Source organism: Empedobacter sp. UBA2044 (assembly GCF_002333005.1).
GTDB lineage: Bacteria > Bacteroidota > Bacteroidia > Flavobacteriales > Weeksellaceae > Empedobacter > Empedobacter falsenii_B.
Genome location: NZ_DDBA01000030.1, coordinates 1 through 13,810, shown reverse-complemented (window position 1 = coordinate 13,810; position 13,810 = coordinate 1). Strand labels below are relative to the sequence as shown.

Here is a 13,810-nt window from a genome sequence, read left to right as displayed (position 1 = left end):
GCTATTTCAGGACGGGACAAAATATTTACAAAAAAAATCCTGAAAAATTATTTCAGGATTTCTATTTCTTATTGAATTCTTTTTAAATCGTCAATATTATGTTTGTGCATATAAAGAGGAATGTGTTCTATAACAACGTCGTTCTTTTCTAGACCAAAAGATTTCGGAATGTTGAATTCTATTTTCTTTAATAAATAATAAACTTTTAGTGTGAAAAATTCTTTCATACTTAATTTGGTTTCAATTGAAGGAAATTTCTCAATCAAAACAAATTTCATGTCAGGATCTTGATTGTATTTTTTCAAACAGGTACTCAGGTATTTTAATTCTAATTCTCCATTTGCATACATATCGTTGATTACTTTTTTGATATATTGTTCTGTTTTTGGCTGAACTCTAAATCCTACATTAAATGTAATTCGATATATTTTTTGATCGACAATTGGCAATATTTTATAACTCAACGTATAGGGTTCACTATCTCGGTTAATGTTTACAAACCAATAAACATCTGCACGTTTTGGGCGTTTTGATAAAATAGATTGAATACTGTATTTTTCGATATTTTTTGGATTCGTAGATTTCGTTAAGTAAAACAAGAAAGTCGAGTATTTATTGATTGTTTTATCTTCGCTCAATTCTGTTAATACATTTGCGTAGCGCTTTATTTTTACGAATTCTAAGTTTCGTGAATTAAGAATTTTTCCGTAAAAACTACAATACATTATTACAAAGAACAGCCATCCCATTAATAATGCTAAATAGCCACCATCAACAAATTTGACAACATTTGCTACGAAAAATGAAGATTCTATTGCTACGAAAATCGACAAAATTGCCACAATAAATACTTTGTTGAATTTTGTATAATAATTAAGATAATAGGATAACAAGAAAGTCGTCATTAACATGGTAACCGTTATGGCAAGACCGTAGGCGGCTTCCATATGGGACGAATCTCGGAAATATAAAACAATAAAGACACAGCCAGCCCATAACATAAAATTGATTGTAGGAATATAAACTTGGCTTTTGTGTTCGTTTGGTTGAATAATTAATGTTCTTGGCCAGAAACCTAAGTTAATTGCTTCATTGATTAATGTAAAAGATCCTGTAATCAAAGCTTGTGATGCAATAATAGCTGCACCTGTGGCAATACAAATTCCAGGGATCAAGAACCAATCTGGCATCATTTCGTAGAAAGGATTTCTACCGTCTAACATAGGGTTGTCTTGGTGCATTAACCAAGCTGCTTGCCCTAAATAGTTTGTTACTAAACAGATTTTAACGTACAACCAACTAATTCTAATGTTTTTTCGACCACAATGTCCTAAATCGGAGTATAATGCCTCAGCACCTGTTGTACACAAGAATACAGCGCCAAGAATCCAGAATCCGTGAGGATAATTCATTAACAAGTTATACGCGTAATAAGGGTTTAATGCTTTGATGATACTTGGATGATGTACGATATGTAAAACTCCTAAGCCTAGAAGCATTGTAAACCATAAAACCATAAATGGTCCAAATATTTTTCCTACTTTATTTGTTCCAAATCGTTGGAAGAAAAATAACATCGAAAGGATGAAGATTACAATAGGTATAGTAGGTAGATTTTCGAGTCCGTTTAGCATTCGTAGTCCTTCAACAGCAGAAGAGACGGAAACGGGGGGGGTGATAATTCCATCGGCGAGCAAAGCAGAAGCTCCAATGATGGTTGGAATAATTAGGTTTTTACCTTTTTTCTTGATTAATGAATACAAAGAAAAAATTCCTCCTTCGCCATCATTATCCGCTTTTAGTGTCAACCATACATATTTGATAGAAGTCTGAAAACACAAAGTCCAAAAAACACATGATACGCCTCCGTAGACAATGCTCTCTTCAATCACGCGATTCTCGCCAATTATCGCTTTCATTACATATAAAGGACTTGTTCCAATATCACCATAAATGATTCCAAATGCGATTAAGAGCGTTGCCGCAGTTACTTTGTTCATCGTATGGTTTGATTCCATAAGCAGTATTTTAAAATTTCTACGAATGTATGTCGTTGAAAAGAGATTAAACAATCTTATTTATTTATAATACAAAACCAACATTATACTTATTTTCGATACTAATTATAGCGTATTTTTACACTACTGCAGTCGGTTTTTTATTAATGGAATAAATTTAAGTATTATTTAATCATACTATTTATTTTATTAATCATAATTTAAAGTTACATTTCATTGAGAAATAGTAAATTGAATCATTATTTGTTAAACAAAATTAAATTTTAAAACTTTATTATGCTTGCATAATAAAAAAAAGATTATATTTGTTATACATACACTAAAATATGTTAAGAGAAGATTTAACGATAGATTATTTATTGCGTTCAACATGGTTGTCAGTTCAGAAAATGTATAATGAGCAAGCTGGTGCTTACGATTCTACAATGGTGTATGCCTTTACATTATTATCAATAGATCCGAAAGGAGGTACGCCAAGTACGTCGCTAGGACCAAAGATGGGAATAGAGCCAACAAGCTTGTCGAGAACATTAAAAAACTTAGAAGCAAGAAATTTTATCGTTCGAAAACCAAATCCAGAAGATGGGAGAAGTGTGTTGATCACTTTGACTGAAGAAGGATTAAGAATGAGAGATATTTCAAAACATTTTGTTTTGCAATTTAATGAATCAATTAATAATCACATCGAGCCAGAGAAAATGCAAATTTTCTTGGAAGTGATTTATAAGATTAACCAATTAATATCGGACAAAAAAATATTTAAAAACAATTATGAGAAGACACGTTAAACACGTAACTGTATTAGGATCAGGAGTGATGGGGTCTGGTATTGCATGTCATTTTGCAAATATCGGAGTCGAAGTCTTGATGTTAGATATGGTTCCTCGCGAGCTTACACCACAAGAGCAAGCGAAAGGACTTACTTTAGAGAGTAAAGTAGTTCGTAACAGAACTGCTCAAACTCACTTAGATGCTGCTTTAAAAAGCAATCCTTCACCAATTTATGACAAAGCATTTGCTTCTCGTATAACTGTAGGGAATTTTGATGATGATTTCGAGAAGATTAAAAACTCGGATTGGGTAATAGAGGTTGTGATCGAAAGATTGGATATTAAACAATCTATTTTTGAGCGCGTAGATAACTTCCGTAAACCAGGAACTTTAGTCACTTCTAATACTTCTGGTATTCCAATTCATTTGATGACTGAAGGTCGTTCAGAAGATTTTCAGAAACATTTCTGTGGAACGCATTTCTTCAATCCGCCACGTTACTTAAAATTATTCGAAATTATTCCAACTCCTCAAACAGACAAATCTGTTGTTGAGTTTTTCCAAAACTATGCATCTTTATTCTTAGGTAAAACACCAGTTTTATGTAAAGATACGCCAGGTTTTATCGGAAATAGAGTAGGAGTTTACTCGATGGCGAAAGTGATGGAATTGGCGCAAGAAATTGGATTAACGATTGAAGAAGTTGATACTTTGACAGGTTCTATTTTGGGTCGTCCAAAAACGGGAACATTCAAATTGGGTGATTTGGTTGGTTTGGATACAGCATATAATGTAACAAAAGGTTTACAGCAAAATGCGCCAAATGACGAAATGATCCAAGGTTTGAAAGATTCAAAATTTTTGGATTTCTTAATCGAGAATAAATTCTTAGGAGATAAAACAAAAAAAGGTTTCTATTATAAAGAAATTGATAAAGAAGGAAATACCAATCGTTTTGCCTTAAATCTTGATACGTTAGAGTATCGTCCAATGGAACGCGCAAAAGTTACTGCTGTAGAAACTGCTAAAAATGCGGGGTCTATGCGTAATAAATTAGGTGTTTTATTGAAAGATTCTGGTAAAGCTGGAGAATTAATTCGCAAACATTTTGCTTCATTATTCGCTTACGTTTCTCAACGTGTTCCAGAAATTACAGATGTACTTTATCCAATAGATGACGCTTTAAAAACAGGTTACGCTTGGAAATATGGTCCATTTGAAACATGGGATTTGGTTGGGTTACAAAACGGAATTCAATTAGTAGAATCAGAAGGTTTAAAGGTTTCGGATTGGGTAAAAGAATTAGCAGCAACTGGTGCAGATTCTTTTTATAAAATCGAAAATGGTAAGAAATTATTCTATAATCAATCATCAAAGCAATTCGAATTAATTCCAGGTCAAGATGCATTTATTATTTTAGATAACATTAGAAAAACAAATGAAATCTGGTCAAACCAAGAAACATCTATTCAAGACTTAGGAGATGGAATCATCAATATTGAGTTCCGTTCTAAAATGAATTCTCTTGGAGGTGGAGTTTTACAAGGAATCAATAAAGGAATCGAGTTAGCTGAAAAAGATTATCGTGGAGTTGTAATTGGGAACCAAGGAGACAATTTCTCTGTTGGAGCTAATTTAGCCATGATTATGATGATGGCTGCTGAGCAAGATTGGTGGGAATTGAACATGGCAATCAAAATGTTCCAGGATACGATGATGCGTGTTCGTTATTCATCTATTCCAGTTGTTGTTGCTCCTCACGGAATGACGCTTGGTGGAGGTTGCGAAATGTCGATGCATGCGGATAAAATTGTAGCTGCTGCCGAAACTTACATTGGTTTGGTTGAGGTTGGAGTTGGATTAATCCCTGGTGGTGGAGGTTCGAAAGAATTTGCGCGCCGTGCAACTGAATTCGCTTTAAAAGATGATGTAAAAGTAAATCATTTGCGCGATAATTTCATGAATATCGCAACTGCGAAAGTAGCAACTTCAGCTTATGAAGCTAAGAATATGGGAATTATTCGTGAGCAAGATATTGTAGTGGTAAATGCAGAACGTCAAATTGCAGAAGCGAAGAAACATGCAATTATTTTGGCAGAAGCAGGTTACACACAACCAATTCAACGTAAAGTAGAAGTGTTAGGAAAAGAAGCGATGGGAATGTTCTATGTCGGAACAGACTCTATGGTTGCTGGACGTTTTGCTTCGGATCATGATCGTTTAATTGCGAATAAATTAGGATATGTAATGACAGGTGGTAATTTATCTGAATCAACTTATGTTTCAGAACAATACTTGTTAGACTTAGAGCGCGAAACATTCTTATCTCTTTGTGGAGAAAGAAAAACATTAGAGCGTATTCAGCATATGTTAAAAACAGGTAAACCGTTGCGTAATTAATATTTGTATTAAGTAAAAAGTAACATGTAAAAAGTATTTATGCATGATTTTAAAGAGTTAATCGTTTGGCAAAAAACAATGAATTTTACGAAAAGGTTTTATGAGATTACTTCAAATTATCCTAAAAGTGAGATTTATGGTTTGACCTCTCAATCAAGAAGAGCTTGCGTATCGATAGCTTCAAATATTGCAGAAGGTGCTGGTCGAAATTCGAATGCTCAATTTATTAATTTTCTCAATATAGCTTTAGGTTCGTCTTTCGAATTGGAATGTCAAATTATTTTAGCAAGAGATTTAGAATTTATTCAAGTAGAGATTTCGGATAATTTATTAAAAGATTTAAAACATATACAGAATATGTTGGTCAAATTAATTCAGAACTATAATTAAATACTTTGTACATCATACATTTTACATTGTACAATCTAATAATACTTTAAAAAAATGAAACAAGCATATATAGTTACAGGATATAGAACAGCTGTAGGAAAAGCGCCAAAAGGAACATTGCGTTTTACACGTCCAGATGAAATGGCAGCTACAGTAATCAAGCGCTTAATGCAAGATTATCCAACTTTAGATCCAACACGTATCGACGATCTAATCGTTGGATGTGCAATGCCAGAGGCAGAACAAGGATTGAATATGGCACGTCTTATCTCATTAATGGGATTAGACACAGACAAAGTTCCAGGTGTTACAGTAAATCGTTATTGTGCTTCAGGATCAGAAGCAATTGCTTTGGCGGCTGCTAAAATTAGAACAGGAATGGCAGAATGTATCATTGCTGGTGGTGCAGAATCGATGTCGTATATCCCGATGGGAGGTTACAAACCAATTCCAGAAACAGATTTAGCGAAAGATCATCCAGATTATTATTGGGGAATGGGATTAACAGCGGAAGAAGTTGCAAAAGAATTTAAAGTGTCTCGTGAGGATCAAGATTTATTTGCATTCAATTCGCATCAAAAAGCATTAAAAGCAAATGCTGAAGGAAAATTTGCATCTCAAATCGTTCCGATTGATGTTGAATTTAATTTCTTAGATGATAAAGAAAAAGTTCAAACAAAGAAAATAGATTTCAAAGTAGACGAAGGTCCACGTGCGGATACATCTATCGAAGGTTTAGCAAAATTACGTCCTGTTTTTGCGCAAGGAGGTTCAGTTACAGCAGGTAACTCTTCTCAAATGTCGGACGGAGCAGCTTTCGTTATGGTAATGTCAGAAGATATGGTGAAAGAATTAGGTCTTGAGCCAGTTGCACGCTTAGTTGCATATTCTACGGTAGGTTTAGCACCTCGTATTATGGGAATGGGACCTTTATTTGCAATTCCAAAAGCGTTAGAACAAGCAGGAATGAAATTAGAAGATATTCAGTTAATCGAATTGAATGAAGCTTTCGCTTCTCAATCAGTTGCAATTATGCGCGAGTTGAATCTTAATCCTGATATCGTCAATGTAAACGGAGGTGCAATTGCTTTAGGGCATCCACTTGGATGTTCGGGTACGAAATTAACCGTGCAATTGTTACATGAAATGGAAGCGCGTAAAGCGAAATATGGAATGGTAACCATGTGTGTTGGTACAGGACAAGGAGCAGCTTCAATTTTCGAATATCTAAAATAAAATCTAATATCTAAACAACAAAAAATATGTCTACAAATCCAAATAGATTAATCGGAGGTCAATATTTAATTAAAGATGCCTCTTATAATGATATTTTCACTTACGAAGATTTATCAGAAGAACAACAAATGATTTTGCAATCTGCAAAAGAGTTTATCGATAAAGAAGTAGTGCCTAAAAAACACCAAATTGAGAAAAAAGATTATGCGTTGATTGAAGAATTAATGCGTAAAATTGGTGAATTAGGTTTATTAGGAATTTCTGTTCCAGAAGAATATGGTGGAATGGGAATGGGATTCGTTACAACAATGTTAGTGTGTGACTATATTTCAGGAGCAACAGGTTCGTTAGCGACAGCTTTTGGAGCACATACTGGAATTGGTACAATGCCAATTTTATTGTACGGAACAGAAGAACAAAAACAAAAATATTTACCAAAATTAGCAACAGGAGAATGGTTTGCATCTTACTGTTTAACGGAGCCGGAAGCAGGTTCTGATGCAAATTCAGGAAAAACAAAAGCTGTTTTATCTGAAGATGGTAAAGAGTATATCATCACTGGTCAAAAAATGTGGATTACAAATGCAGGTTTTGCTGATTTATTCATTGTTTTTGCACGTATCGATGATGATAAAAATATCACAGGTTTCATTGTAGAAAAAGATAAAGCTGGTGCTGGATTCTCTTTAGGAGAAGAAGAAGATAAATTAGGAATTGTTTCTTCATCAACACGTCAAGTTTTCTTTAATGAAGTTCGTGTTCCAGTAGAAAATCTATTAGGAGAAAGAGACGGAGGATTTAAAATTGCAATGAATGCATTGAATGTTGGTCGTATCAAATTAGGAGCAGCATGTTTAGATGCGCAACGTCGTATTTTAGATTATTCGTTACAATATTCTTCAGAGCGTAAACAATTCAATACGTCAATCAATTCGTTTGGTGCAATCAAAGAGAAATTAGCTGATATGGCTGTTTCTGCATTTACTTCAGAAGCTGGTGCGTATCGAGCAGCGAAAGATGTGCAAGATGCAATCGAAGATAATATGGCAAAAGGAATGCCTCATAACGAAGCGGAATTAAAAGGTATTGAAGAATATGCAATTGAAGCTTCTATCTTAAAAGTTTGGATTTCTGATGCAACTCAAATTTCTGCCGATCAAGGAATTCAGATTTATGGAGGAATGGGATATTCGAAAGAAATGCCAATGGAAGCAGCTTGGAGAGATGCGCGTATTTCGAGAATTTACGAAGGAACTAACGAAATCAATACCTTATTATGTGTATCGATGTTAGTAAAACGAGCATTCAAAGGAAAATTAGATTTAATGTCTCCTGCAATGAATGTGGCGAACGAATTAATGTCTATTCCATCGTTTGATGTTCCAGATTATTCAGAATTATTTGCGCAAGAAAAAGAAATCATTGCAAATCTTAAGAAATCGTTCTTTATGGTTGCGGGTTCTGCTTTGCAAAAGTTTGGTGCAGAATTAGAGCAACACCAACAGTTGATTATTGCTGCTTCTCGTATTATGCAAGAAATTTATATGGTTGAATCGGCGATGTTACGTGCAGAAAAAATTGCAAATGTAAAAGGTGCTGATGCGGCGAAGAATGCAGAAAAATTAGTTCAATTACAATTATTCAAATCGGTAGAAATTATTAAAACAGAAGCTACTCGCGGTATCGTTTCTTTCACAGAAGGAGATGAGCAACGCATGATGTTATCTGGTTTAAGAAGATTTACACGTTACAACGAATATCCAAACGTAGTTAACTTAAAAACTGAAATTGCAGATTTGTTAATCAAAGAAAATAAATACACTTTCTAAGTATATTTTAAATACAAATTATTTAAAGCAGTCAATTTATTGACTGCTTTTTTATTTTTAATATGTTGAAATATAATTTGGTATATCATTTGATGATTCTAGAGTAAGTACTAGTCTTTATATAAGTTAGTTGAGTTTTCATGGTACTTAAGTTTTAGTAGAGAAAGGCCTCAGTTGTTCCCAATTGAGGTTTTTTTATGCCTTGAGGTTAAAGTTTATTCATTAAAAATAAGAGAGTTAAGTCGATATTTCTTAATGAAATACTTTTCGAAAGAAATGATTTGAAGTAACTTTAATTCAAATTAATAACCCAAAAACAAAGCTTATGATAATTAATGCAGCAATTCTTACGTTGACCATGTTTGCAACATTTAGTATTATGTGTCTAGTCAAATTAGATGAATTAAAAAAAATAAAATAAAACAACAAAACTCCCTTTAAAGAAATGGAGTTTTGTTGTTTTATAAAGTTATATTTACTTCAATTAATACATTCGAAATGAAAAAGAAGCTAATTGTTTTAACGGGAGCTGGAATTAGTGCTGAAAGTGGAATTTCAACTTTTCGAGATGCCAATGGTTTGTGGGAAAATCATGATATTATGGAAGTCGCTTCGATTGAAGGTTATCAAAGAAACCCAAAATTGGTTCAAGAATTCTATAATCAACGTCGAAAACAATTATTCGATGTTGAACCCAATACTGCGCATCATTTCTTGAAAGAGTTAGAAAATGATTTTGAAGTTGTAATTATCACTCAAAATGTAGACGATTTGCATGAAAGAGCAGGTTCTTCAAAATAATTCATTTGCATGGCGAATTGAGAAAAGCGCGAAGCGAAAAAGATGAGAATCAAATTATTGATTGGAATAAAGATATCAAACTTGGAGATTTGGCTGAAGATGGAAATCAACTTCGTCCGCATATTGTGTGGTTTGGCGAAATGGTTCCGGAAATAGAAAATGCGATTGATGAGGTTTTAAAGGCAGATATTTTGGTAATTATTGGAACATCGATGCAAGTGTATCCAGCTGCTTCGCTCAAAGATTATGCAAAAACAAATGTCCCAATTATCTATATCGATCCATCAGATACCTATACCAATTCATCTATTACGCATATCAAGAAAAAAGCAACAGAAAGTATCGAAGAATTAAAAACTATTTTGAATAATTTTTAATCTTTTACGTTTTACTGTTGATTAATTAATTTAGAGAATATGAAGTATATATTTCTACCATTATTTGTTTTTTCTATTAATGCGACTGCACAAGAGTTAAATCCGTTTTATCAATCGATAGTAGATCAAGTTAAATATGATTCTGTTCATCAAAAGCTACAAAAATTTCAAGATTTCGGAATTAAAACTGTTGGTTCGTCAGCTCATGAAAATACATTTACATGGTTGAAATCTTATTATACAACATATGGTTATGCCACTATAGAGCAACAATCAGTTAATGTTTTTGGAAATGTTGGAAATAATTTGATCATAACAAAAATTGGAAAAAAATATCCTGATGAATTTATTATCATCGATGGTCATTATGATACATTAAATGGACCAGGAGCGAATGATAATGGATCGGGAACGGTTACTTTATTAGAAATTGCTCGATTAATTAAAGATATCGATACTGATTATTCGATCAAGTTTATTCATTTTACAGGAGAAGAACGCGGTTTAATAGGAAGTCAGACATATGTCAATCAAATTGCAGTTCCTCAGAATTTAAACATTAAAGCTGTTCTGAATATTGATGAGGTAGGAGGAGTGGCGAATAAAGTAAATTCAACAATTGTTTGTGAGCAAGATGAAAGTAATCCAACATCAAATAATGCAGCTTCTTCTGATTTGACTAATCAAATGTCGAATATTTTTCCCTTGTATACAACTCTAAAAACTGAAATTTCGAATGCTTATAGTTCCGATTATATGCCTTTTCAGGCAGTTGGTTATCCAATAACTGGACTTTTCGAAAAAAATGAAACGCCTTATACACATACTGCTCAAGATATAATAGCTAATTTAGATTTGAATTATTTGACAGAAGTAGCGAAAGGAGCTTTGGCGACTTTATTACATTTTTCTCAAGCACAAGAGAAGTTGACTACAACAGATCATACTATTTCAACTTTGCAAGTGTACCCAAATCCAGTAAAGAGAAACCTTCATTTTTCGCAGATTTTAAAACAACCTACAATTTCTATATATAACGAAACAGGAATACAGGTCTATGAAAAGAAGTTTCGAACAGCTGTTTCGCAGATAAATTTAGAACATCTTACTTCTGGCGTTTATTTCGTTAAAATAAATTCGAATCAACATAGTTTTAAGATTTTGAAGAAATAAATTGTTGCGTCTCATTTATGTAATAAATTGACTTTTTTAGTTGAATAGTTACTTTTTTTGTCTAAATGGTAATCAACCTTTCGATACACGAGCACCGAACAAACCATACGCAATGGATATACAATGGATACGGAATCGATACAGCGAGGATACACAACCGATACAGAAAAAATGCATTTTAGTGCATACAACCTCCATTTAGGTTAATGGATAACCAATTAGGTTCATTATTCGTCACTTCTAGTTAATTTGCTTGTCTAAGGGTTAATTTTACATCGTTGTTGTGCCCCATCAAGAAGAATACCGAATAAAAAATGAATATTCTAACCACAATAGAAACATAGGTTTTATTAAGTTTTACGTTCTACGCTTAACGTTTTACGGATTTTATCATTCTGAGTTTATTTCAGAATAGCATCAAATGATACTTATTTTAGAGGTTTGAATCGTCTTGGTCATTGTGCTGAATATCAAGTGGAAATACTGTTTTTGGTCATGTGTTCTTACGATTTAAATGATTCTCAAAGGTTATTTTGGTAATCTACTTCATTTTATATTTGTATTCAAAAAGTGATTTTGTGTTATTTCGAAGCCTTGAAAATTCCAGCCTCTCACAAATACATAATGGATTTTACTTAATACATTATAAATATTACATAGTACAACACTAAAATCTACTTTTTTAAATGAAATTTAAAGATTATCATTGCTCAAAAGACGAGTTTAAATTCATTGAAACTTTAAAAATGATATCCTTTTGTATTCCACTAAACATTTTTTTGTATAAAAAACAACTTGGCAATTATTACAACCCCTGAACTACAAAAATCTTTTACATACATTCTACTGCCACTATGTTGCCTTCATCCTGCCTTTATGTTGGGAGTATCTAGCAAGTATCTGTAGATGAAAAAAAAATTGGCCCTTGCGTTATATATGTTGTTTATATTTAGTGAGTGTTTATTATCAACCTCACCTTACGGGTGTACAATCACCCTCAAAAATTATATTTTTAAGCTGTTATAAGCTCAATTCCTGCTTTATCTGCCTTATATTTTATTTTGGTCATCAGTTTATAATAACTCCAATTTCTCAGTACAAAATCTTCTTCTTTGGCCAGCTCTATCTTTTCTTCTTGATCCATTAAAATAAGTGTTCCTGCTTTATTATTTACACAAAAATCAATTAACTTTCTGCTGTAAACATGTAGTCGATGATGCACATAATTTTTTTCTACTTGACTCATTTTATCTAGCGCTTTTAGTTTCCTCGTTTTTCCTTTGCCCGATTTTGCATAAGTTGCCCCAATTTGTATTCGTTTACGGGACGCTTGTATCGCTAACCTTCGGTATAGAAACTCTTCTTTGGTTCCTATAGTAAGCCGAGATTTTCCTATTTTTACAACCAACGGATATTCTAAAGAGAGGGAAGCTTCTGCAATAATTTCGGGTTGTAATTGATGATTTTCTTTTTCGATCTCAACAACAGCTAACCAAAATATTTTACTTTTTTCTAACTTTATTTGTGATGTACAAAGTTTAATTTCTCCGCTTACCACTTGTTCCAATAACCTTTTATTACTTGTAAAATCTTTTCCCAAATAGGTTTTGAATGGAAGTTGAAACAACCGAAAACAAAAACATTTTTTCTCAGGATTGTAAGAGAAGCTACGTATACTTTCTGCTCCAAAAGGAAATGCCATATCTCGTTTGAAGTTTTTTAACGAAGCTTCTCCTTTCCAATATCTTTGAGAATCTTTGTTGTATGAACTGTGGAGTCTATTATTTAAACAAGATAATATATTGGTTGGAATTTCACCTTTAAAACGGTCTGATAGCACACGATAAGTGGTACTCATTTGCGAATTTTTTAATATACCCTCTGCATCTTTCTTCTCGTCCATTAATTTATATTTAACACCTTCAGAGAGGTACAAAAAATCTTTCATCATTTCTTGTAAATACAAATGAGAAACAATCAAATTAGCGGCTTTAAAACATCTGTTTTGCCATCTATAAAGCTTGTCTAATGCCTCTTTGCGTTCTTCTTGAGTTGGTAAATCGATAAGTATTTGTATTTTTCGAGTGAGTATTAAAGTAGATTTTTCCATGATCAATAGTTTAGGGATTGAACTTTGTTTTGTTGAGTGAATTTATAAGCGACTATAAATTCATTGTGTACCTCTTTTTGAGACAATTGTAATGCTGAAGCTATTGTTGAAAAAGATTGTTTATGCTTACATCGAAGTTTTAAAATCAACGATTGTGTTTCAGATATTTGATTTTCCTTCTCTGCTGTAGAGACTGTTTTGGTTTTAATAATTAATTTATCTTGGTGACTTAAAATCTTCTTAAGATCATCAATAGCATGTTTAATTTCGTTACTCGTTTCAGTGATTCCTCTTCCCATTGCTTTAGCAATCGCTTTGTATTGAAATCCATGTTTTAAACAGAGTTCAATCAAATGCTTTCTTTCAGCACTTAATAAGGGTAATACTTTTATAATTTGATCAAAATAGTGCTGTTGTGTTTCTTGTTCGTTTAGGTTTTGAATGTTATCTGCGGGATCATATCCAGCCAAATAACTTTGATAATTCTCATAACTTTCTAGTGAACTTACAGTTCTAAAAAACTTATTCTTCGGTTTAGCATAATGCGAATAGCAACTGTATTTCATTACAAACCTTAAAAAGAAAAAGATATGATCAGGAGATTCCATCTTTTCGCGATATTCCCATAATTTTAGAAATGCATCTTGTACCAAGCATTCTACTACAAATTCATCCTCAATTATTTATTTACCAAACAAACAATAT

General features: G+C 32.8%; 9 protein-coding genes and 1 pseudogene. 7 read left to right on the top strand and 3 right to left on the bottom strand.

What is annotated here, in order from left to right; genetic code table 11:
• Positions 1-68: 68 nt before the first annotated feature.
• On the bottom strand, positions 69-2,018 hold the full coding sequence (locus B4E59_RS05245) for a KUP/HAK/KT family potassium transporter (protein ID WP_221854639.1): 1,950 nt from the start codon (positions 2,016-2,018) through the stop codon (positions 69-71).
• A gap of 326 nt (positions 2,019-2,344) precedes the next feature.
• Between B4E59_RS05245 and B4E59_RS05240 the strand changes: the two genes are divergently transcribed.
• The 7 genes and pseudogenes from B4E59_RS05240 to B4E59_RS05210 all read left to right on the top strand — a co-directional run bounded on the left by B4E59_RS05240 (position 2,345) and on the right by B4E59_RS05210 (position 10,995).
• Positions 2,345-2,806: a MarR family winged helix-turn-helix transcriptional regulator gene (locus tag B4E59_RS05240; RefSeq protein ID WP_019976592.1), complete on the top strand. Its 462-nt coding sequence runs from the start codon at positions 2,345-2,347 to the stop codon at positions 2,804-2,806.
• Entirely contained in the window at positions 2,790-5,189 is a 2,400-nt protein-coding gene (locus B4E59_RS05235) for a 3-hydroxyacyl-CoA dehydrogenase/enoyl-CoA hydratase family protein (RefSeq protein ID WP_291051837.1), read from the top strand. The genes B4E59_RS05240 and B4E59_RS05235 overlap by 17 nt, the downstream gene beginning before the upstream one ends.
• A 39-nt stretch (positions 5,190-5,228) precedes the next feature.
• On the top strand, positions 5,229-5,579 hold the full coding sequence (locus B4E59_RS05230; RefSeq protein WP_114999168.1) for a four helix bundle protein: 351 nt from the start codon (positions 5,229-5,231) through the stop codon (positions 5,577-5,579).
• A gap of 54 nt (positions 5,580-5,633) precedes the next feature.
• The gene (locus B4E59_RS05225) at positions 5,634-6,815 is read left to right on the top strand and encodes an acetyl-CoA C-acyltransferase (protein WP_114999170.1); all 1,182 of its coding nucleotides are present in this window, start codon (positions 5,634-5,636) and stop codon (positions 6,813-6,815) included.
• A 26-nt stretch (positions 6,816-6,841) separates the two neighbouring features.
• On the top strand, positions 6,842-8,644 hold the full coding sequence (locus B4E59_RS05220) for an acyl-CoA dehydrogenase FadE (protein ID WP_291051831.1): 1,803 nt from the start codon (positions 6,842-6,844) through the stop codon (positions 8,642-8,644).
• Between the two features lie 498 nt (positions 8,645-9,142).
• Positions 9,143-9,822: pseudogene (locus tag B4E59_RS05215) on the top strand (SIR2 family NAD-dependent protein deacylase).
• Positions 9,823-9,861: 39 nt separating this feature from the next.
• On the top strand, positions 9,862-10,995 hold the full coding sequence (locus B4E59_RS05210) for a M28 family peptidase (protein WP_291051828.1): 1,134 nt from the start codon (positions 9,862-9,864) through the stop codon (positions 10,993-10,995).
• A 1,012-nt stretch (positions 10,996-12,007) separates the two neighbouring features.
• Here B4E59_RS05210 and B4E59_RS05205 read toward each other — a convergent pair.
• Both B4E59_RS05205 and B4E59_RS05200 read right to left on the bottom strand, forming a co-directional pair.
• Positions 12,008-13,105, bottom strand: coding sequence for a hypothetical protein (locus B4E59_RS05205; protein ID WP_125350260.1), 1,098 nt, complete (start codon positions 13,103-13,105; stop codon positions 12,008-12,010).
• 2 nt (positions 13,106-13,107) lie between these two features.
• Positions 13,108-13,713: a sigma-70 RNA polymerase sigma factor region 4 domain-containing protein gene (locus B4E59_RS05200; RefSeq protein ID WP_291051823.1), complete on the bottom strand. Its 606-nt coding sequence runs from the start codon at positions 13,711-13,713 to the stop codon at positions 13,108-13,110.
• Positions 13,714-13,810 lie beyond the last annotated feature (97 nt).